Consider the following 21841-nt stretch of genomic DNA (forward strand, 5'->3'; position numbering starts at 1 on the left):
TAAGGAAAGAATTATGAATCAAATATACCAAACAAAATTTAATTTTCTAACTGGTACTAGCATAGTTTGTTCTGAATTGGCACGACGTGTTAGTAAAGTAGCGATAACTGTTTCAATTTTATCAGCCTCAACCTCTTTATTTGCGTTAGATTGTACACCAAATCCTGATGGATCTTATTTAGTAGGCCAAGACGCTCCTAGTTGTAATAATATAAATGCTGCTACTGCAACGCAAAGTGGTAATGCTGGTTTTTATATTTTAACTAGAAGTAAACTGCATGAACAACTAAATGTGGGTGATACGACCCTTACTGCAAATGTCAGTGCCGATTATACTGGCTTAGGTAACCAATATACTTATGGTGTTTCTGGTGGCTCAATTAAAGCGGGCAATTTAAATTTTACTATAAAGAATGATGGTAATGTGATGGGGCTTACGACTTATCACAATGTCGATATCACTGCTAAAGATGTTGTATTAAATATAACTGATAACTATACACGTGGTCGTAACTCTAGTGGTGGTGTGGCTGCTTATGGGATATTAACCGGTTCAGCTGCAAATGCCGGTGAGAGAAACGCCTATAATGGTAAATATAGCACAGTCACAGTTGATAAACTGACGATCAACCAAACAACATCAGGTGGTAAAACCTCTCCAATATTAAATAATGGTATTCGTGCTATTCAAGGTGCATATGACAATAATGGTCAAGGTTCTGCAGGGCGAGTTATTGTTAATGATGATTTGGATATGACTTTGACTGGTAATCGCGCCATCGGTATTTATGTATCGGGTAATGCAACCAATCATGGTGGCGCGAATGATACTGGTGCTGATGGTCAATTAACACCAATAGTGATTTTAAAAGGCGCTAAAAATAGCATAGTGTTGAATAAAGGTAGCGATAGTTCATCATTGAACTGGGACAGTGTGGGTGTCAAATTAGGAAAGACGCGTAATACTGGTGAAGGTGCTGGTATTTTAGAATCTCATGGTGAACTTAATATTGATACTACAAATGCTTTAAATGGTTCTGGTATTAAGATGGTTCGCAATTCTTTATTAAAAGCAGATTATGACGATAGTTCGACAATCATCAAAACAAATGGTTATGCACTTGAAATCGGGACTCATGATGATGCGAATTCAAGTGGAGTATTTGAACAGGCTGCATCACATGGTGTAAGTGCAAGCTTTAAAAATGCGATATTTACTACGAATGGTACTAGTGCTGACCCGGTTATCAGTGGTTCTGTTGGTCGCAAAGATTTAATTTTTGTCGATCAAGGTCAAGTCGATACTGTATTATCTTTTACCGGTGATAAAACTGATCTAACAGCAAATGATGCGGGTTATATTCTTAACGTGAGTGGAAATTATACCGCATCTGGTTATCAGTTCTTTTCAAATACCTATGATCAAACTGGAACAGAACAAAGTCATGATGATTATCAAGCGTCATCAGTTACCTTTAATGCTTCTGACAAGGGAAGTATGACTGGGCTGGTTTATAAAGGTTTGGTTAAAACTGAAGAGGGTGAAGTTTTAGATGCCAATAAAACGCCTACACTCAACTTAAACTTAAATAATGGCTTTACTTGGAACTTGAAAGCAAATGATACCAGTAAAACTGCTTTATTTGATAATTTAACCTTATCAAATGGTGCGTTACTTAATGCTGCATTTGATGATGCGGGTGCAAATGAGTTTATTTTACAAGGTAATGTTATTAGTGATGGTGGTATTATTAGTTTGGATAATCATTCTCATGGAAAATATAATGATAGTTTAACTATTCAAGGTAATTATTCGGCATCAAATAATGCAATAGTTAAGATGAATACGTTATGGAATAATAATACTTCACAATCAGACTTACTAAAAATTACTGGAGCTGCCAGTGGTGTTACTAAAGTTATTCCTGTTAATGCAAATGGAGCTGAAAATTTTATTGATGGTAACATAAAGCAAGTTGCTGCAATATTGAATAGTATTCCTGTTATTAATGTAGGAACTTCAAGCTCAGAAAGCAATTTTACTGGTGATGCACAAACGACAGGTGCAACAGAAGTTCAATTGGCAAAACGTCAAACAACTAATGGTGATGAATACTATTGGACTATGAAGGCAAGTAATCCAGGTGAACCCGTTGGCCCAGTTGGACCAGTCAAACCCGTTGAACCAGTTGAACCAGTAAAACCACCTAAGAAGGTGATCTATTCAAATGCCGTTTCTGGTTATGTATCAATGCCACGAGTAAACCAAGAACAAGGATTATTAAGTATTGGTACTTTGCATGAACGTAGAGGCGAATATGCTAACTTTAACTTAGCTAATTGTAGTACTTGCGATGAACATTTAAGTGAAACTTGGGGAAGAATATTAGGCAAACATCTCAAATCAGACGGAAAAAAACGGTTGAATTTAGAAACTGACGTTTATGGATTACAACTTGGCCATGATCTGGTAAACAATTTATTCGAAGATGGAAGCCACAATTATACTGGTGCTTATCTTTCATATACTAAAGCTAATACTGATTTTTCCGATAAATATCGAGCGGTTAATGGTTTAATTTCTCATAACAAAAAAACCGGAAAAGGTACTTCGGAAGCATTTAGCCTTGGGTTAACTAATACCTATTTTTCTGCTAATAACAGTTATTTAGATTTAGTTGGACAGTTCTCTTCAATCCGCAATAAATATGATGCACGAAAAGAAGCCCGTTCTATCCATCAAAATGGTTTTGGTGTAGCTGTTTCAGCAGAAGCCGGACATGCCTTCAACTTTAGTCAAAATAGTCTTGATTCAAGCCAATGGCTAATCGAACCTCAAGCTCAACTTGTTTATCAATATCTTAATTTGGATAGTTTTAAAGATAAATATCGTCAAGTCGATCAGAATAATCAGGATCAATTGCGTGGCAGAATAGGTGTACGAGTAGACCATAATAATCAAGCAGCAGATCGACAAATAATGTCGATTTATGCAATTGGTAATGTTTGGCATGACTTTATTAAGCCAACTCATGTCACAATAGGTAAAGATAGTTTACGTGAAAATTATGCAACTACTTGGGGAGAATTGGGGGTTGGTATAAAAACGGAATTAGGCAAAGATAATTTTCTTTATGGTGATGCTCGTTATGAACATGATTTTGGAAGTACCAAGCATCAAGGCTATAAAGGAAATATTGGAATAGAACATAAATGGTAATTTAGAATTATAAGTTTATTTCTCTGTTCTATACGTAATGGCTAGTCATGCATTACGTATAGACTTTTTTATAAAAAAGTAACTAATAATCAAGTTAAATAAAATAATATGGCTTAATGTTCATCGCGTAAAACTTATTGCAAATGGCAAAAGTGATATTTTTAAGATTGGAATAAATTTAACCCAACAAATCATTTTATAATGAAATTTTTGTTAAATAGAACTCATTTATTAATACTTAACAAATTGATTTTTAGATGAATTAAAGCCATTTAATGTTTTAAACTTGAATAAATATAATAGAGGATAATTACTTTACTCACCTTGACTTTCTAATAGTCTTAATAACATTGACATAAATAGTTTTTTATCAGCCTTTAATGTTGAAAAAAATTCTGTATCTATTTGTTCAACTAAAGGTACAGTTTCATTTGCTTTATCAAACCCTTTTTGTGTCAGTTGAATGGATTTTGCTCGACTATCTTTGCTTGAACAGTGGCGCTCAATATAATCTTTTTTCTCTAAATTCTCTAAAATTTGTGAGATTGTCATCACATCGATATTTGTTCGATTGGATAGAGTGACTTGTGTTATTTCATCGTTGTATTGTGATAAATAAGCAAGTGTTGCAAGTACGATAAATTGAGGATGAGTGATAGACTGTTTTTTCAAACAACTTTTGATATTTGTATGCCAGGACGAATAAGTTTTCATAAAAATAAAACCAATGGATTGAGAATCATTTTGAAATTGTGTCAGAAACTTATCGCCCTTTGCCATAATTTATCCTTCAACTAAGCCATTTAATTTGTAAGTTTTATCAATAATATCATCAGAAATCTGTTTTATAAAATCATAGGATGCTTTAGTGTCCATTTTTGTATCTGGTTTTAATGAAATCTCTGATTTCAAAGCATATTGATTTTCTGAAATTTCAACAATTTGATGGGAGAAAAATAATAAACCTATATCAGGCATATCAAATTGTTCAGTAAATTCTTGCTCATCAATGATTTTTGATAAAGTCACTTCCATTTCTGGTATATTTTGTAATTTAAAAATACCTTTAGTGCCGGTTTTCAAGTCACCAAAAATACGAAAGTCTTCAAGATCAGTTTCCCATAATTTTCTTAAATTAAGATCGGTATAGTATTGCCAAATTTTAGATGGTTTTGCCTTTGTTGGTAATACGAAAGAGATTGAAATTGTGTTCATTATTTTTTTCCTATATTTAATAAGTAAGCTTATTATAAGTATACTTATTAAATAGGTAAAGAAAATTTTTTGCATAGATTAAAATTGTGGGATTATTCAAAATTCCTCAATTAACGTAATGAATAAATAAGTATTATATAGTCAGGTATTTGATTCTTTAATATAATTAATTATCTAATAAAATTAACAAGATTAAATGTTTAACAGATTTAAAATATATTAATGTAAAATATTTACAATTGTTTTTCATTTAATCCGTTCAATTTAATCGGTAAATGTTACAATAGCGCCTTGATTTTGTATTAGTCCATAGTTTAGGAATAAATTTGATGAAAAATGACATCCACCAGCAACGTATTTTAATTCTTGATTTTGGTTCACAAGTTACCCAATTAATTGCTCGACGGGTTCGTGAAATAGGTGTTTATTGTGAACTTTGGCCATGGGATGTTTCGGAAGAAAAAATCAAACAATTTAACCCTAAAGGTATCATTCTATCTGGTGGTCCTGAAAGTACTACTGACCAAAATAGCCCTCGAGCACCAGAATATGTGTTCAACGCTGGCGTGCCAGTGTTAGGTATCTGCTATGGTATGCAAACTATGGCAATTCAAGTAGGTAAGGGTGGACAAGTTACAGCTTCTAATCAACGAGAGTTTGGTTATGCTAAAGTTGATATTGTTGCAAAATCAAAATTAACAGACGGTATTTTAGATAGCACCAATGATGCTGGTATAGAGCAACTTGATGTATGGATGAGTCATGGTGATAAAGTTACTTCATTACCTGACACATTTACCTTAATTGGGCAAACAGAAACTTGTCCATTCGCCATTATGGCCAACGATGAAAAACAGTTTTATGGCGTACAGTTTCATCCAGAGGTCACGCATACGGTTAAAGGATTAGAGTTATTAACGCGTTTTGTTATTGATATTTGTCAGTGTGAAAAGCTATGGACACCGTCTTCTATTATTACTGATGCAATTGCTCGTATAAAAGAAAAAGTCGGTAAAGATAAAGTATTATTAGGTTTATCAGGTGGTGTTGATTCTTCGGTTACTGCATTATTATTACATCAAGCCATTGGTGACCAGTTAACTTGCGTATTTGTTGATCATGGCTTATTACGTTTAAATGAAGCAAAGCAAGTCATGGATATGTTTGGTGATAAATTTGGGTTAAATATTATCGCAATTAATGCCGAAGATCGCTTTATGGCTGCTCTGAAGGGAGAGGCTGATCCTGAAGCTAAACGTAAAATCATTGGTCGTGAATTTGTCGCTGTTTTTGATGAAGAGGCGGCAAAATTAAAAGATGTCAAATGGCTTGCTCAAGGTACTATCTATCCAGATGTCATTGAATCTGCTGCTGCTGATACAGGTAAAGCCCACGTGATTAAATCACATCATAATGTTGGTGGTTTACCTGAAGATATGAAAATGGGGCTAGTAGAACCATTAAGAGAATTATTCAAAGATGAAGTACGTAAAGTTGGTTTAGAACTCGGTTTACCTTACGATATGCTTTACCGTCATCCATTCCCAGGTCCAGGTTTAGGAGTGCGTGTTCTCGGTGAAGTGAAAAAAGAGTATTGTGATTTACTGCGTCAAGCCGATGCTATTTTTATCGAAGAACTTTATAAAGCTGACCTATACCACAAAGTCAGCCAAGCATTTACCGTATTCTTACCAGTACGTTCAGTTGGAGTGATGGGAGACGGACGTAAATATGATTGGGTTGTTTCATTACGTGCTGTTGAAACTATCGACTTCATGACCGCTCACTGGGCACATTTACCTTACGAATTCTTAGGGCGAGTATCAAATCGTATTATCAACGAAGTCAATGGAATATCACGAGTTGTATATGATATAAGTGGAAAACCGCCTGCCACTATTGAGTGGGAATAATTGCAACAAATACCATATAATCTTTTTATCTTAAGCCTTGTTTATCAAGGCTTTTTTATATCATTTCTATCTTTGAATGATGGATTTTTAAGGTTTAGGGGATAAACTTAAACACTCAGTGTGAAATAGCATTTTAATTAAAATATAAAAACCTTTAGAAACTTATTGCTAAATGATCTACAAAAATGACTAACTTAAGTATATACTTCTTTTTATATAGGTTTCTTCGCTATTGAGTAAAAGCGGATAAAGCTAATTTAAGTTATTACCTCATTTGAGAAATTAAGGACCGTTAAGTATGATTTTAGGTAATGTTAATCATTTGGATTTAATTCCTTATTTGCCTACCAAGATTAAACAATCAATTGAATATGTAAAAGACAACGTTAATAGCAATACACCAGCTGGTCGTTATGATATTGACAGCGATAATATGTTTTTTATGGTTTCTGACAATTCATTAAGATATATTCATGAAGCAAACCCTGAGTACCATAAAAAGTATATTGATGTGCAGATTGTTTTAGATGGTCAAGAAGGAATGGCTGTTTCCACTCTACCTCCTCATACACAAGTATTAGAAGATAAAATAGCAGAAAATGATATCGCTTTTATCAAAACACCTAACGAAGAAACTATGTTAGTATTACAGAAAGACGATTTTATTGTATTTTTACCTAATGAAGTACATAAACCGCTTTGTGCTGTCGATAATAAGATTGCAACGGTTCGTAAAGTTGTGGTAAAAATCGCATTAGATTATTTATAAATAGAAGTAAGGATTTTAGGTAGCACTATGATAACAAAAATCGCTGTTATTGGCGAATGTATGATTGAACTTTCAATAAAACAAGATTCAACAACCCGTAGCTTTGGGGGAGATACTCTTAACACGTCGGTTTATTTATCTCGTTTATTAAAAAATAAAGATTTTTCAATTCATTATGTGACTGGTTTAGGAACAGATCCTTTCAGTCAAGAGATGCTTGATAGCTGGCAAAAAGAGCATATTTCAACTGATTTGGTACAAAGAATGTCTGATAAAATGCCAGGACTTTATTCTATTGTGACTGATGAACAGGGTGAGCGTTCTTTCTATTATTGGCGTAATGATGCAGCTGCTAAATTTTGGTTAAAAACAGCTGAAACAGCAAAAATTGCTGAGCAAATTGCTAAATACGATTATGTCTATCTAAGTGGTATCAGTATTGCAATTTTAGATGCGGAAAGTATTATCAAATTATTAGATCTATTAAAACAAGTTAAAGCCAATGGTGGTAAAGTGATTTTTGATAATAACTTCAGACCACGTTTATGGAGTAGCTTGGATTTGGCTCGAAGTGTCTATTCTGATATTTTATCATTTACTGATATTGCGTTTTTAACTTTAGATGATGAAGACTTATTATGGGGCAAGTTACCGTACGAACAAGTAATTGAACGAACTAAAAAGTTTGGTGTTTCTGAAGTAGTCATTAAACGTGGTAGCGATAGTTGTATTATTGATTCTGTGGAAGGGCGTTTTGACGTTCCAGCAAATAAAATCGCTAAAGAAGATGTTATTGATACCACGGCAGCTGGGGATTCATTTAGTGCGGGTTATTTAGCTGCACGTTTAAGTGGTAAAAATCCTTCACAATCAGCAAGCCAAGGTCACCTAGTTGCCGGTACCGTGATTCAGTATCGAGGTGCTATTATTCCTTTGGATGCTACGCCAAAACTAATTGAAGGTTAGTAAATAAAACGGTCAGTAATGACCGTTTTTTATATCAGAATAGTTTGGCTCTAAAAATATTTAATATCGATTTTTAGGCAAAATAGATTACGGTAGTATTGCAAAAGAGCGTACTGGAAAACCCGAAGCGTTATTTGGTTTGGCTACAATATTAAAGATAACCGCGCCTTTGGTTGGCAATTGATCTAAATTTGTCATTAATTCTACTTGATAAGTATCTTGCTCTAAAACATAGTATTCGCCTTTTAGCGCATTATTTTCTCGAAATGCTTTCGCTGAATCGGTATCAAAAGTTTCGTGGCCAATAGCTTTAATCTTTCGCTCTTCAAATAAAAATTTTAATGCATCAAGTCCCCAGCCTGGGATTTGATTGTTTCCATCCTCATCTTTATTTTCCATTGCAGATTGTGATGGCCATTTCTTACTCCAGTCTGTTCTCAGTGCAACAAAACTACCCGCTTCAATTAGCCCATGTTGCTTTTCAAAAGCTAAAACGTCATCTTTAGAAAAAGAAAAATTGGGATCTTGCTTTGCACGTATAGATTGGTCAATTACGATTAGAGGTAATACTAATTCCTGTAATTCAAGTTCATGCAAATATCGAGTATTAGGAACAAAATGAATTGGTGCATCTAAATGAGTACCATATTGACCAGCAAAACTAAAGTTTTGCGCTAAAAAGCCATCACTGTGGTCAAATAGTGTTTTTATTTCAGCCGGTTTAAACATAAAAAAATGGGGCGAATTGTGATCAAATGCATGAGTCAAATCTATCCATTTTTTCGATTTTAATAAATTTAATGCTTGTAAAACGTCGTTATTCAAAATTATTCCTTATATCAAAAAAGTGTATCAATGATTTATTGTAAGATGATTAAATTCAAGAAACCAATAATTTAGAGTTATAGAAATATAACTTTTAGTTCTAATCTATTTTGAAAAAAAGTTGAGGAACGGGGTTTTTGAGGGGTAAAAAATGCTTAATTTGTGCTATTTAATTGACAATTTTGGCTTATATTATTGAATTTCTGCTAATAGACCCTATTGAGCTATATAGTTGTATATTTAATCACTTGATACTGGTATAATATACAGTTAATTTTATTTATCTAAAAACACACATAAGAAGAGATCTATGTCAATTAAAGATATCGATATTCGTGGTGCAAGAACACACAATTTAAAAAATATAAATGTAGTTATACCAAGAGATAAATTGGTTGTTATCACCGGTCTTTCCGGCTCTGGTAAATCATCATTAGCATTTGATACCTTATATGCTGAAGGACAAAGGCGATATGTTGAGTCATTATCAGCTTATGCTCGTCAATTTTTATCACTAATGGAAAAGCCTGACGTCGATCATATTGAAGGATTATCTCCTGCCATTTCGATTGAGCAAAAATCAACATCGCATAATCCTCGCTCAACAGTGGGAACAATCACTGAGATTTATGACTATTTGCGACTTTTATTTGCTCGAATCGGTGAGCCACGCTGTCCAAATCATAATTTACCCTTAGCTGCACAGACTGTGTCGCAAATGGTTGATAGTATTATTGCTCTGCCATCTGAAAACCGCTATATGTTGCTTGCGCCGGTTGTTACTGAGCGTAAAGGTGAGTTCGTTAAATTGTTTGAACAACTTGCAGCAAGTGGTTATATTCGAGTTCGAGTTGATGGTGATGTTTATGACCTTTCAGATCCACCAATACTTGAGCTTCAGAAAAAACACACAATTGAAGTCGTTGTTGACCGTTTCCGAATTCGGGATGATTTGAAATTACGTTTAGCCGAATCAATCGAAACTGTGCTTTCCATAACTAATGGTATTGTCAAAGTCGCGAATTTAGATGATCCGAAAGCAGAAGAGCATCTATTTTCTGCCAATTTTGCTTGTCCTATATGTGGTTATAGCATTCCTGAACTTGAGCCGCGATTATTCTCATTCAATAATCCTGCTGGTGCATGTCCGGAATGTGACGGTTTAGGTGTACAACAATATTTTGATCCAAAGCGTATTGTTCAAATGCCTGAGGTTTCTTTAGCTGCTGGAGCAATCAAAGGATGGGATAGACGTAATTTCTACTATTTTCAAATGTTAAAATCGTTAGCAAACCATTATAAATTTGATATCGATAAGCCATATGAAAAATTATCTGACAAAGTAAAAGATATTTTATTAAATGGCTCTGGTGATGAAGAAATACAGTTCGTTTATACCAATGATCGTGGTGATGTCGTTAAACGTAATCACCCTTTTGAAGGGATCATCAATAACCTTAGTCGTCGTTATAAAGAAACTGATTCACAAACTATCCGTGAAGAGTTAGCTAAATATATCAGTAATCGTCCTTGCCCATGTTGTGGCGGTTCACGATTATGTAGAACTGCGCGTCATGTGTTTATTAATGATACTAATTTACCAACAATTAGTGATTTAAGTACACAACAAGCTAAAGATTTCTTTGATAAGCTTACTTTAACCGGACAACGAGCGCAGATAGCCGAAAAGATTCTAAAAGAAATTAATGATCGCCTGCAATTTCTAATCAATGTTGGTTTGAATTATTTAACCCTGTCACGTTCAGCTGAAACCTTATCGGGTGGAGAAGCTCAAAGAATTCGACTGGCTAGTCAAATTGGTGCGGGGCTTGTCGGTGTTATGTATGTTCTCGATGAACCATCAATTGGTTTGCACCAGCGTGATAATAGTCGCTTGATTGATACATTAACTCACTTACGCGATTTAGGTAATACCGTCATTGTTGTTGAACATGATGAAGAAGCGATAATGGCTGCTGATTATGTGATTGATATTGGACCAGGCGCTGGTGTCCATGGTGGTGAAGTTGTTGCTCAAGGTACGCCAAAACAGATTATGGCAAGTAAGAACTCTTTGACTGGTAAATATCTTTCTGGAAAAGAGAAAATTGAGATCCCAGCTAAACGTCATAAAGTTGATAAGAAAAAAATGTTATCATTGATTGGCGCGACAGGAAATAATCTTAAAGATGTCACATTAAACATTCCTGTAGGGCTATTTACTTGTATTACTGGCGTCTCTGGATCAGGTAAATCAACATTAATTAATGACACCTTATATCCATTAGCTCAAAACGAATTAAATGGCGCTGAAAAAACCGAAATTGCACCATTCAAATCAATTAAAGGATTAAACTTTTTTGATAAAGTTATTGCGATAGATCAGAGCCCAATTGGACGGACACCACGATCTAATCCAGCAACTTATACTGGCTTTTTTACATCAATTCGTGAGCTTTATGCAGGGGTACCAGAAGCCAGGGCAAGAGGCTATAATCCTGGACGTTTTAGCTTTAATGTTAAAGGTGGACGTTGTGAAGCTTGCCAAGGTGATGGTTTAATTAAAGTTGAAATGCATTTTTTACCTGATATCTATGTACCTTGTGATCAGTGTCATGGCGCACGATATAATCGAGAAACATTAGAAATCAAATACAAAGGTAAGTCGATTAATGAAATCCTCAACATGACTGTTGAAGAAGGTCGAGAATTTTTTGACGCGGTACCGATGATTTCACGCAAATTACAGACTTTAATTGATGTTGGTCTTGCTTATATTACCATTGGTCAATCAGCAACAACATTATCTGGAGGTGAAGCGCAACGAGTAAAACTTGCAAAAGAGTTATCTAAGCGAGATACTGGTAGCACACTTTATATCCTAGATGAACCAACTACGGGCTTACATTTTGCGGATGTAAAACAATTGCTTGCTCAACTACACTCATTGAGAGATAAAGGCAATACTATTGTAGTTATCGAACATAATTTAGATGTTGTCAAAACTGCCGATTGGATTGTCGATTTAGGTCCAGAAGGCGGTAGTGGCGGTGGAGAAATCATCGCCGAAGGAACACCAGAAGACGTTTCTAAATCGAAAAAATCTTATACTGGTAAATACTTAAAACCATTACTGGAAAAGCAAAAGTAGTAAGTATTGTTATATAAATAAAGTTAACCATAGGAGAAGGGTTTTGTCATTACAGATTATACTAATGATCATTATTGCTTATCTCTGTGGTTCACTTTCAGGTGCTATGATAATTTGCCATTTGATGAAGTTACATAATCCTTCTTTATATGGTTCTCATAACCCCGGTGCGACAAATGTATTAAGGATTAATGGGCGATTACCTGCTGTTTTTGTATTAATCTTTGATATGTTAAAAGGTGCTATTCCGGTCTATATTGCTTATCGACTTGGAATATCACCTTTCTTTTTAGGTATTATTGGTATTTCGGCTTGTCTTGGACACATTTTTCCATGCTTTTTTCATTTTCGTGGTGGAAAAGGTGTTGCAACTGCGTTAGGAATGATGGCGCCGATTGGACTTGATTTTACAGGTTGCTTTTTGTTGACTTGGTTTTTTACATTAATTACAACGGGTTATTCTTCTGTGGCGGCAATAGTCGGTTTTCTTTTTGCACCTTTATATGTTTGGTTATTTAAACCAGAATTGACATTACCTGTTACAATGCTTTCATGCTTAATCATTATTCGCCATAGTAGCAACATAATGCGCCTATTAAAAGGCGAAGAGCCCAAAAGCTTTTATCGTCGCAGTAAAAAATAATCTAAAACACAACTAAGCTTAATTTTCAGTCACTAATCGTTATTAGTGATATATGAAAGATTAATTATTTTTAAATTATAGTAATAGAATATTTTTTGTTTTACAGACAATTCAAACAAGGTATTATTATTCATCTTTTAATTATGTGGTTAATTCATGCAAATCAGTCCGTTATTAGAATCACTTATTAGCGCACTTCGCTGCTTACCTGGGGTTGGTCCAAAATCAGCACAACGAATGGCTTATCATCTATTACAACGTAATCGCCAAGCAGGTCTCCATTTGGCTCAAGAGTTAAATGAGGCAATGAATAATATTGGTCATTGCAAACAATGTCGTACCTTTACTGAACAAGAGATCTGCAATATTTGCGCGAATGTCCGTCGGCAAAGTAGCGATCAACTCTGTGTGGTTGAATCGCCAGCAGATATTTTTGCTATTGAACAAACAGGGCAGTATAGTGGTCGTTATTTCGTTTTACTGGGGCATCTGTCACCACTTGATGGTATTGGCCCGAATGATATTGGTCTCGACCTTTTAAAAAGTAGGTTAAGTTCAGAATCAATTAGTGAAGTTATTTTAGCTACCAATCCCACGGTTGAAGGTGATGCTACCGCCAATTATATCGCCCAGATGTGTAATGAATTTAATATCGTTGCGACTCGCATTGCGCACGGTGTACCAGTGGGTGGAGAGCTTGAAATGGTTGATGGTACGACATTGTCACATTCCTTTGTTGGGCGACAAAAGATAGATTTTTAGCTTTTGATAATTTACCAACAATCAGATTATTAGCTATTAATGGGTATTAAGAAGAAAGAGGAAGAGAAATCTTATGAAATATAAAGCAGTCGCATTTGATATGGACGGTACGTTACTTGGTAGTAATCGTTTAATCCTTCCTGAAACAGTAGATATGATACAAAGAATTAGTGATAAAGGAATTAAAGTCATTTTGGTATCAGGTCGTCATCATACCGTGATTCACCCTTATTACTACCAACTAAATTTATCTACACCTGCGATTTGCTGTAATGGAACCTATTTATACGATTTCGAAAAGCAGCAAAACTTTGCTGCAAAACCAATGACTAAACAACAAGCAAAAACATTGTTAAATTTAGTTAACCAATATGGCATTCATACTATGATTTATACTGATCAGTTTATGAATTATGAAGTTCTTGATGATCATTTAGAAGGTTTCTTTCAATGGGTGAAGTCTTTACCTGAATTTCTACAACCAGAAGTTAAAAAAGTTGATGACTTCGAGAGACTGATTGATCAAGCAAATTTGATTTTCAAATTTGCGACTAGTAGCCATGATATTTCAGCATTAAAACAATTTTCAAATGCGGTTGATGCGCTTGGTGAGTTTTCTTGTGAATGGTCATGGTCAAATCGTGCTGATGTGGCGGTAAAAGGGAATACTAAAGGAAACGGATTAAAGCATTGGGCTGAACATGAAAATATCAAATTAAGTGAAATTGTAGCTTTTGGTGATAGTTACAATGATATCAGTATGTTATCCATAGCAGGATTAGGCATAGCAATGGGTAATGCGGATAAAGAAGTCAAAGAAAAAGCCAATTATTCAATTGGCGATAATAACAGCCCAAGTATTGCCGCTGAACTTGAAAAAATATTTTTAAATTAGAAATATTAATTTTAAGATGGTCTTTGAAATTCTTTATCAAGATAATGATTTAATCGCAATCAACAAGCCAGAAGGGTGGTTAGTACACCGAAGCTGGCTTGATAAAAATGAAACTGTCGTTGTCATGCAAACGTTGCGCGATCAAATCGGACAGCATGTTTATCCCATCCACCGTCTTGATCGACCAACATCAGGTGTATTAATTTTTGCTTTATCTAGTGAGATTGCAAGATTGTTATCTGAACAATTTGCATCCAAACAAATAGAAAAAGTTTACCATGCTATTGTACGTGGTTATGTTGATGATGAAGCAATCATTGATTATCCCTTAGTTGAAGAGTTGGATAAAATCGCTGATAAGTTTACTCGTAAAGATAAGCCGGCCCAAGATGCTATAACTTTTTATAAAGGTTTGAGTAAAATAGAGTTGCCTATTGAAGTGGGTAAATATAAAACAGCTAGATATAGCTTTGTTGAATTAAAACCACAAACAGGAAGAAAGCACCAATTACGTCGTCATCTTAAACATATTTTTCACCCTATCATAGGTGATAGTAAACATGGTGATCTTCATCAAAATCGAGCTTTTAGTCAATATTTTGATATTAAGCGCCTGATGTTACATGCTAGTACTATTAAAATGATTCATCCCATTACATCTACCCCTATCACTATTCATGCAAAATTAAGTGATGATTGGTTAACGATATTACAAAATTTTAAATAAGTTTTTTTGGGTTAAATGTCTTCTAACAATATTAGTTTTTGTCATTTAGCATGATAAACATTACAGCGTTATGCATTAATAATGATGGTTATATTCTTTGTCTCAATTAATACTTCAAAAAATAATTAAAAGCATTAGATTAAGAATTTAATCAAATATAGTAATGGATTCATAGCTTTATAATCATCAGTTTTTTAAAATTTTTCTTCATTATTGAATATAAATTCAATTTCACTTCAGCATGGAAATACATCTGACATCTTTTGATAATTGGTGATTATTGATTTTCTTGTGTTTTCGAAAATTATACTGAGATTAATTAGATTTAGTTGAACAGTGGAAAAAGTAGAAAGCTCATTTTAAAGTTTTTCATCAGTTTTTATTTATGCTTCATGTTTTTACAATTAATTTCAATAATTTGTTTAAATTGAAAAAAGCGCAATTTTACAATTACGCTTTTAAATTATTAACTGAATGATTAAGCTTCGAGATAAATAGATGCCATTTTTTCGAAATCTTCATCGGTAAAACCAAGTTCTTGCTTAATGTAATTGCTAGGTGAGCCTGCAATTTTTCTCATAGTATCGAAAACCTCATTAATAAAGATTTCTCGGGTATCAATTAAACTTAGTAGATAACCCAAAACGTCTTCATTATCAGTGATCTCTCGATAAGCAGCCATTTTTATTTTATTGCGTTCCAATCGATTATCATGTGTTAGCATATAATCATATATAATATCTGATTCAGATACACCTAACATAACTTGAATTAACAATACACCATAACCCGTCCGATCTTTACCGCCTCGACAGTGTTGAAGGCTAGGGCTGTTATTTGAATCTAAAATTACTCTTAACATTTCTCGATAGGCTTTTTTAGATTTTTCACTTAGTACAAAGTTACGATATTGCTCAAGTACTTGTATACCGTCACCATTAACTAACTCCTTTGGAATATCACGAAGAACACTTTCAATCAATGCCCGATCTTCATTGCTTGGATCAGCTGCAAATTGTGCAGCTAATTCTGCTGTTTGAGCAGAGGCATCCAAATTAAAAGTTTGTCTTTCACCAATTGAACAATTCGGGCTTGTTTTAACCTCATTTTCACAACGATAATCAATGATTGTTTTTATATTCAATGCTTTTATATATTGTTGTGCATCAGGTTTTAGGCCATGAAGATGATTAGAACGATACAACATTCCCCATTTTATACGTTTTCCTTTTGCACCGACATAACCTCCAAAATCACGGAAATTATTTAGTCCATTGATTGGTAATGTTCGTTCTCCAAATAAAAATGGTTTTTGGTCATTTATTTGTAATATGAGATAGATTCGGCTTTTAGCATTTAATGGATCATCAAATATTACTGGGGATTTTAATGCTTTTCCAATTAGCGTTTTATTATTAGTATTTACATCAGCTTCGGTTGTCCAATATAAATCTGCAGGCTTATCACTATTAAAAGTAACTTCTAATTTTCCTTGCTTATTCCTAATTACTGATATTTCATTATTTTTTTCTAACATAACTTTCTTCCTACCTAGTGTAATATGCCGACTGATGAAAGAACGACTCCAATTACCATTACAGCAATAATGAGCGATACTGTATATTTACCTTGAAATTTCCTAACTAAGAAAAATACAGCTAAGGTAAAAAGAAGCGTTAATAAATTTGGCATTACCTTATCAAACATTTCTTGAACTTTTATTGATTGCTCACCAACTTCAATTAAATAAGGTGTTGATACTTTTACTGTTGAGGCTATTAACGATCCTAGCACCATTACGCCAACGACATTAGCAACGTTACTAATTCGCTGAATAATATTTGAATTTTTAGATTGTTCTATAAGATCAATTCCTTTGTTATATCCATAATGAACAAAGAAATATTTTGTAAAAATGTTGACTAAATTATAGATGAAAAACATTAATATGGGGCCAATGATATTACCTTGTAACGCAAAAGCTGCGCCAATACTTCCACATATCGGCATCCAAGTAAATTTCAGTAGACTATCACCCAAACCTGCAAACGGGCCCATTAATCCAGCTTTTAACGAAATGACCGCATCTTTTTCTTCTTCCGTTGTTTTCTCTTCGACAGCAGCTGTAACGCCAAGAACTAATGCTCCGGCATTAACTTGCGTATTGAAAAACTCAAAATGGCGTTGCATTGCTCTAACGCGAGTTTCTTTATCGGCGTCCTTATAAAGACGGTCTAGAATTGGAATCATACAGTGAGCAAATCCAATCGTTTGTAATTTTTCATAGTTGAATGAAAAAGGGATTGTTTGTATTTTCCAAAAGACACTATTAAGATCTTTTTTAGTAATTTTCTTTTCATTGTTCATAGGTCATATTCCTCTTCAATACTGTCATTTTGCATAGGTTTTTCTTGATTATTTTGATTATTGTTTTTGCCCGCGGTGAATGCCATGTCATATAAGACAGCAAAGGCAAGTGCAACAAAGGTAACTGGTATGATTGGTAGTTTTAGGTAACTAGTTAAAACAAATCCGAGTAAAAAGAAGAACCACATTGAGCCTTTTAATAACATCAACAATAAAATACAAATACCTACTGCTGGGATTAATTTTGAAGCGACACCCATACCATCAATTATATTCTTTGGAATAGCGTCTAAAATTGTTTTAATCAGATCACTGCCAAAATAAATTGCTAAAAAGCATGGAACAGCTCTAATTAAAAACCATATAGGTGTTGAAAAATAATGTACTTTAACTAGTCCTTTATAATCTCCATTTTGTATGCTTTTTTCAGCCCATGGATTTAAGAAACAAGCAAATGAACGCCATAGAATAAGTAATTGTTGGCAAAGTATTGAAACGGGTAGGGCTAATGCAACTCCAGTGGCAACGCCACCGCCAGTTGAAATACCTAATGAAACGCCAATAATTGCACCAGCAACAATATCTGGCGCTGAGTAAGCTCCAACATTTCCAACGCCCATCCACATAAGTTCAAGTGTTGCACCAATGGCTAATCCTTGAACCATATCACCCATGATGATGCCTGCTACAGTACCGGTTAATAAAGGCCGACGTAACATTTGTGGCCCGACATCATCGAGTGAACAAATTCCCGCCCAAATGGCGACAAGAATAGCTTGTGTTAACATGTGTTAACCTCCAAATTATAGAAATAAATGTTTTAATAAATAGTGTTAGCTGAGTAGGGTTTTTAGATCGACAATGGGATCTTTAGGCACCATCTGAATTTCAACTTCAACATTTTTTGCAATGAGATTTCTAAACGCTTGTTCTTCTTCTGGTGTGACAGACACCGCTCTTGATAATTGATGACGACCATCTTGCATTCTCATTCCACCTACATTGAGTTTTTCCAGTGACAATCCACCGTCCACTAATGCGTCAACGTCAATACTATTGGTGAACAGTAACATTGTTCTTTTTTTGATAGGTGTCTTTTTTAAGATTTCGATAAATTGCTGTACTCCAAAGATCAAAACCTTTAATCCTGGCGGTGCAGACATGGTTAATACTGATTGTTGAACTTTGTCATCAGCAACTTTATCGTTGATGACTAATACTTGCTCGATATCATAGTTTTTCACCCAAGTAGTAATAACTTGTCCATGAATTAATCGGTCATCGATTCGTGCTACATTAATTGGCATTGGTGTTCTCCTTACAATTCATTAACTTCTTCATTTTTAATATTTAGCAGTTGTCTAACGTCTTTACAGCTTTGAGGAAATGCTTCTTCAATAGCTTGTTTGGCATCGTTCAATGTTCCTTCTCGATTGTTTAAAACTTCAAGTAGTACGGGAATATTAAAACCACAAAATAGTAAAACATCGTCATGGGATATCAGTAATTCGCTAGCAAGATTGCAGGGAGTTCCTCCCATAATATCAACCAAAATAATTACTCCATTGCCTTGATTAAGTTTTTTATAACTACTTTGCATTTCTTGTCGTAAGTTATTGATATTGCTATCAACTAAAACTGAAATAATGTGGATACTTTCTTGCTCGCCCATAAGCATCTGTGCACATTCAAGTGCACCCTGAGCAAAAGGGCCATGACTTGCTAAAATGATAGGTAAAGGATTAGACATAAAAATTTCCTTGTTTGTAACTTTATTACTAAATATGTAAGTATGTTTAGTAATAAAGTTACATCTACATTTAAAAATAGTCATCCATTTTTTAAGAAATTTTTATAATTTTGTGAACAAGATCAAATTTATTAAAGGAAAAGTTTAAGTTAATGACTTTTCAACTTGATGAGATTATTTGATTGGTAAATTTGTTATTACTTCTGGGTATATCGAGGATATTTTCGTTTTTCACGATTTTGAGTTTGCTGTAGTAACCTTTCATCATATTTACGAATAAATAAGTTAGTTAACAACATATTAATGACTGATATTTGTGAAATTTTGGAACGAACAGGAATCAATCTAGAAGCGTGTTCCATAGATGTCGTATGTAAGACAAAAGAGGCTAATGATGAAATTTGACTTTGCCCCATTTTAGTAATAGCAATAGAAGGGACTGATGATTGTCCAGCAAGTTTAAGTAAATCTACACATTCAGGTGTTTCACCAGAATGCGAAATAATAATAACAAGATCATTCTTGTCTAACGTGCTGATCAAACTACGTGAAATATGAGCATCAAAATGACAATTTACATCTTTCTTGATTTTAATTAGTTGATATTCAAACTCTTTACCAACCAAGCCACTGCTTCCTACGCCAAATATCACAATTTTGTTACTTTTGATTATTAATTCGATGGCACTGTTTAATGCATGAGTATTAACAATGGAATGAGTTTCGTCTATAGAGGATTTTTCCATAGCTTGAACTTTGCTATTTACTTCCTCAAGAGAGTCATTCAAATTAATATCATCTTGAAGAATTTCAGTACTAAGCTTTTGAGGAATTGAGCCGATAAGATCGACCTTAAAATCACTAAAACCTTTATAACCTAATTTGTTACAAAGTCGTAAAATGGTCGTTGTGCTAACATGATTGTGTTTTGCTAAGGTTTGTATACTCATATTTTTTAGCGCTTGAGTATTTGCAATAATATATTCGGATACTTTTAACTCCTTAGTTGATAAGTCTTTTTTTACTTCTCTGAGTTTTAGTTCAATCATTGCACACCTCAAAAAACTATTTTAGTGAAGCAAGTATATAAAATTCGTCCCAGAAATTAAAAATAATTTTATAATTTATTAATCAAATTTACTTCACATAATCCTATTAGTTGCTATCAATAATAAAAAAGATTCAATAATATTAAACTTTTCCATAAAAAAACCCGCAAAAGCGGGTTTTTAGTGTAATAAAAGAAAATTATTTATCAAATTCACTGATAATTTCTTTTGCTGTTTTTCCATCAAGTTTATTTTTCATTTCAGTAAAGATTTTATTTTGATCGCCAGCATTAGCTGGGTTAAGTGCAGCAGTAGAAGCTACTTTAGTTACTGCTCGTCCAAAAGCAAGCTTATCAGAGTCACTTAATTTTTCAGTAGCTTTTTGAATAGAAGTTGCATAAGTTTCTTGAGTAGATAAATCAATTTTAGGTCCATCGTCACCACAACCAACTAGGACAAAACTTAATAATGATACAGCTAGTAATTTTTTGAACATTTCCTTTCCTTAAAAATATATTGTTAAATGCAGCGCTATTTTTATACTAAATACGGTCAATTATCAAGTGATAAATCAATTTCTATACAAAAATAAATATTATTTTAAAAAGTTGGAATCTATAACACGAATTATATTCTTTTTATTTCTAGGTATATAAAAAGGTATTTTTTTACGGATAAAGTCGATTTTTAAACTCAAAAACCCCGTTCCTCAACTTTTTTTGCAATAATTTATCTTGACGTAGGTGATTTTAAATTTTTTATTAATGTCCCAAATATAGGACAATTGAAATAATCGCTACGACTGCTGTATTTATAACCTATTTAACCTTGACGATAGAGTAAGCCAATGCTAATATTTGCCACCTATTCAGATAGACCTCTACGGCGCGTTGGCAGAGTGGCCATGCTGCGGATTGCAAATCCGTCTACCTCGGTTCGACTCCGGGACGCGCCTCCATTAAAATCCCAAGAATTTTATTTTGTTCGTAAAACAATACAGGCTAAATTTTATTAAAACTATTGGTTTAATGTATCCAATCCACAAAAAGTTTTTTAAAACTCTCTTTTCTTAATGTTTAAAATTATCAAAGATAAAAGTAACGCGACATTAGATGTTCGAGAGCTTACTATCGGCTATGAACTATTAACCAACAAAATATTGCTTGGTACCAACAAAAACCACAAAAACGGGTAGTATACAGAATTTTTTATTAATTTCATTTAACACATTGATAAAATTATAGATTTAACCGGTTGAGGTTTAAGTGTAATCTGATTAAAAAAACATCAAAAAAATTGGTGGAATTTTATACCTTGCTATTTTAATTAATAAACAATAAGTTATAATAAGGGTGTTCCCTATATACATAGGGATAAACCGATTTAAAAGGCTTTTGAATATTCTTTAATTCGGTGTTCCCTATATACATAGGGATAAACCGCCATGGGAAAACACAGATTATCAATTGGGATCGTGTTCCCTATATACATAGGGATAAACCGGTGATATATTTAATATAAAGCATTATCAAATCGTTTTCCTATATACCTCGGTAAGTAGAATACCTAAGAACGTAATAAAAAATAAA

The 21841-nt window shown here is 33.7% G+C and carries 19 protein-coding genes and 1 tRNA gene; 10 read left to right on the plus strand and 10 right to left on the minus strand.

The features are described from left to right. Positions 1–13 precede the first annotated feature (13 nt). On the plus strand, positions 14–3220 hold the full coding sequence (locus J3U24_RS08135) for an autotransporter outer membrane beta-barrel domain-containing protein (RefSeq protein ID WP_267337612.1): 3207 nt from the start codon (positions 14–16) through the stop codon (positions 3218–3220). A gap of 315 nt (positions 3221–3535) precedes the next feature. On the opposite strand, the gene J3U24_RS08140 is transcribed toward J3U24_RS08135, so the two are convergent. Then, positions 3536–4000 (minus strand): MarR family winged helix-turn-helix transcriptional regulator, encoded by a 465-nt coding sequence (locus J3U24_RS08140; RefSeq protein WP_267337610.1) that lies wholly within the window; start codon positions 3998–4000, stop codon positions 3536–3538. A 3-nt stretch (positions 4001–4003) separates the two neighbouring features. Then, the gene (locus J3U24_RS08145; protein ID WP_267337609.1) at positions 4004–4435 is read right to left on the minus strand and encodes a hypothetical protein; all 432 of its coding nucleotides are present in this window, start codon (positions 4433–4435) and stop codon (positions 4004–4006) included. A 329-nt stretch (positions 4436–4764) separates the two neighbouring features. Between J3U24_RS08145 and guaA the strand changes: the two genes are divergently transcribed. From guaA to J3U24_RS08160, 3 genes are all read left to right on the plus strand, one after another. Then, positions 4765–6348: a glutamine-hydrolyzing GMP synthase gene (gene guaA / locus J3U24_RS08150; RefSeq protein ID WP_065563541.1), complete on the plus strand. Its 1584-nt coding sequence runs from the start codon at positions 4765–4767 to the stop codon at positions 6346–6348. A 298-nt stretch (positions 6349–6646) separates the two neighbouring features. Then, positions 6647–7117: a YhcH/YjgK/YiaL family protein gene (locus J3U24_RS08155; RefSeq protein ID WP_065734038.1), complete on the plus strand. Its 471-nt coding sequence runs from the start codon at positions 6647–6649 to the stop codon at positions 7115–7117. 27 nt (positions 7118–7144) lie between these two features. Continuing rightward, positions 7145–8083, plus strand: coding sequence for a sugar kinase (locus J3U24_RS08160; RefSeq protein ID WP_267337608.1), 939 nt, complete (start codon positions 7145–7147; stop codon positions 8081–8083). Between the two features lie 87 nt (positions 8084–8170). On the opposite strand, the gene J3U24_RS08165 is transcribed toward J3U24_RS08160, so the two are convergent. Continuing rightward, positions 8171–8908 carry a cyclase family protein gene (locus J3U24_RS08165; RefSeq protein ID WP_267337607.1) on the minus strand — a complete coding sequence of 246 codons (738 nt, stop codon included), beginning with the start codon at positions 8906–8908 and terminating at the stop codon, positions 8171–8173. Positions 8909–9224: 316 nt separating this feature from the next. Here J3U24_RS08165 and uvrA point away from each other — a divergent pair, with 316 nt between their 5' ends. The 5 genes from uvrA to truC all read left to right on the plus strand — a co-directional run bounded on the left by uvrA (position 9225) and on the right by truC (position 15086). Next, positions 9225–12059, plus strand: coding sequence for an excinuclease ABC subunit UvrA (uvrA, locus tag J3U24_RS08170; protein WP_416380507.1), 2835 nt, complete (start codon positions 9225–9227; stop codon positions 12057–12059). Positions 12060–12102: 43 nt separating this feature from the next. Beyond that, complete coding sequence (gene plsY / locus J3U24_RS08175) at positions 12103–12702, plus strand: glycerol-3-phosphate 1-O-acyltransferase PlsY (RefSeq protein ID WP_141673967.1); 600 nt, start codon at positions 12103–12105, stop codon at positions 12700–12702. Positions 12703–12858: 156 nt separating this feature from the next. Beyond that, complete coding sequence (gene recR / locus J3U24_RS08180; protein WP_267337605.1) at positions 12859–13464, plus strand: recombination mediator RecR; 606 nt, start codon at positions 12859–12861, stop codon at positions 13462–13464. A 73-nt stretch (positions 13465–13537) separates the two neighbouring features. Beyond that, positions 13538–14359, plus strand: a complete 822-nt coding sequence (locus J3U24_RS08185; protein WP_267337604.1) for a pyridoxal phosphatase — start codon at positions 13538–13540, stop codon at positions 14357–14359. Positions 14360–14375: 16 nt separating this feature from the next. Next, complete coding sequence (gene truC, locus J3U24_RS08190) at positions 14376–15086, plus strand: tRNA pseudouridine(65) synthase TruC (RefSeq protein ID WP_267337603.1); 711 nt, start codon at positions 14376–14378, stop codon at positions 15084–15086. A 478-nt stretch (positions 15087–15564) separates the two neighbouring features. Here the strand turns inward: truC and J3U24_RS08195 are convergent, their stop codons facing one another. The 7 genes from J3U24_RS08195 to J3U24_RS08225 form a co-directional block, all read right to left on the minus strand. Beyond that, positions 15565–16623, minus strand: a complete 1059-nt coding sequence (locus J3U24_RS08195) for a tyrosine-protein phosphatase (protein ID WP_267330755.1) — start codon at positions 16621–16623, stop codon at positions 15565–15567. Between the two features lie 14 nt (positions 16624–16637). Then, positions 16638–17453 carry a PTS system mannose/fructose/sorbose family transporter subunit IID gene (locus J3U24_RS08200; RefSeq protein WP_065563530.1) on the minus strand — a complete coding sequence of 272 codons (816 nt, stop codon included), beginning with the start codon at positions 17451–17453 and terminating at the stop codon, positions 16638–16640. After that, positions 17450–18241 (minus strand): PTS mannose/fructose/sorbose/N-acetylgalactosamine transporter subunit IIC, encoded by a 792-nt coding sequence (locus tag J3U24_RS08205; protein ID WP_065563529.1) that lies wholly within the window; start codon positions 18239–18241, stop codon positions 17450–17452. Before J3U24_RS08205 ends, J3U24_RS08200 begins: the two co-directional genes overlap by 4 nt. 45 nt (positions 18242–18286) lie before the next feature. Beyond that, positions 18287–18760 carry a PTS system mannose/fructose/N-acetylgalactosamine-transporter subunit IIB gene (locus J3U24_RS08210; RefSeq protein ID WP_065563528.1) on the minus strand — a complete coding sequence of 158 codons (474 nt, stop codon included), beginning with the start codon at positions 18758–18760 and terminating at the stop codon, positions 18287–18289. Positions 18761–18771: 11 nt separating this feature from the next. Next, positions 18772–19203 (minus strand): PTS sugar transporter subunit IIA, encoded by a 432-nt coding sequence (locus J3U24_RS08215; RefSeq protein ID WP_065563527.1) that lies wholly within the window; start codon positions 19201–19203, stop codon positions 18772–18774. A 197-nt stretch (positions 19204–19400) separates the two neighbouring features. Next, complete coding sequence (locus tag J3U24_RS08220; RefSeq protein WP_065734047.1) at positions 19401–20252, minus strand: MurR/RpiR family transcriptional regulator; 852 nt, start codon at positions 20250–20252, stop codon at positions 19401–19403. A 199-nt stretch (positions 20253–20451) separates the two neighbouring features. Then, positions 20452–20748, minus strand: coding sequence for a DUF6694 family lipoprotein (locus J3U24_RS08225; protein ID WP_220225993.1), 297 nt, complete (start codon positions 20746–20748; stop codon positions 20452–20454). A 388-nt stretch (positions 20749–21136) separates the two neighbouring features. Between J3U24_RS08225 and J3U24_RS08230 the strand changes: the two genes are divergently transcribed. Further along, positions 21137–21210: transfer RNA gene (locus J3U24_RS08230), tRNA-Cys, on the plus strand. The last annotated feature ends 631 nt before the right edge of the window (positions 21211–21841 follow it).

This window comes from Gilliamella sp. B2785 (assembly GCF_026537005.1).
Taxonomy (GTDB): Bacteria; Pseudomonadota; Gammaproteobacteria; order Enterobacterales; family Orbaceae; genus Gilliamella; species Gilliamella apicola_E.

Coding starts and splice junctions, on each gene's coding strand:
- J3U24_RS08135 (WP_267337612.1), top strand. CDS start 14: ATGAATCAAATATACCAAACAAAATTTAATTTTCTAACTGGTACTAGC.
- J3U24_RS08140 (WP_267337610.1), bottom strand. CDS start 4,000: ATGGCAAAGGGCGATAAGTTTCTGACACAATTTCAAAATGATTCTCAA.
- J3U24_RS08145 (WP_267337609.1), bottom strand. CDS start 4,435: ATGAACACAATTTCAATCTCTTTCGTATTACCAACAAAGGCAAAACCA.
- guaA (WP_065563541.1), top strand. CDS start 4,765: ATGAAAAATGACATCCACCAGCAACGTATTTTAATTCTTGATTTTGGT.
- J3U24_RS08155 (WP_065734038.1), top strand. CDS start 6,647: ATGATTTTAGGTAATGTTAATCATTTGGATTTAATTCCTTATTTGCCT.
- J3U24_RS08160 (WP_267337608.1), top strand. CDS start 7,145: ATGATAACAAAAATCGCTGTTATTGGCGAATGTATGATTGAACTTTCA.
- recR (WP_267337605.1), top strand. CDS start 12,859: ATGCAAATCAGTCCGTTATTAGAATCACTTATTAGCGCACTTCGCTGC.
- J3U24_RS08185 (WP_267337604.1), top strand. CDS start 13,538: ATGAAATATAAAGCAGTCGCATTTGATATGGACGGTACGTTACTTGGT.
- truC (WP_267337603.1), top strand. CDS start 14,376: ATGGTCTTTGAAATTCTTTATCAAGATAATGATTTAATCGCAATCAAC.
- J3U24_RS08195 (WP_267330755.1), bottom strand. CDS start 16,623: ATGTTAGAAAAAAATAATGAAATATCAGTAATTAGGAATAAGCAAGGA.
- J3U24_RS08200 (WP_065563530.1), bottom strand. CDS start 17,453: ATGAACAATGAAAAGAAAATTACTAAAAAAGATCTTAATAGTGTCTTT.
- J3U24_RS08205 (WP_065563529.1), bottom strand. CDS start 18,241: ATGTTAACACAAGCTATTCTTGTCGCCATTTGGGCGGGAATTTGTTCA.
- J3U24_RS08210 (WP_065563528.1), bottom strand. CDS start 18,760: ATGCCAATTAATGTAGCACGAATCGATGACCGATTAATTCATGGACAA.
- J3U24_RS08215 (WP_065563527.1), bottom strand. CDS start 19,203: ATGTCTAATCCTTTACCTATCATTTTAGCAAGTCATGGCCCTTTTGCT.
- J3U24_RS08220 (WP_065734047.1), bottom strand. CDS start 20,252: ATGATTGAACTAAAACTCAGAGAAGTAAAAAAAGACTTATCAACTAAG.
- J3U24_RS08225 (WP_220225993.1), bottom strand. CDS start 20,748: ATGTTCAAAAAATTACTAGCTGTATCATTATTAAGTTTTGTCCTAGTT.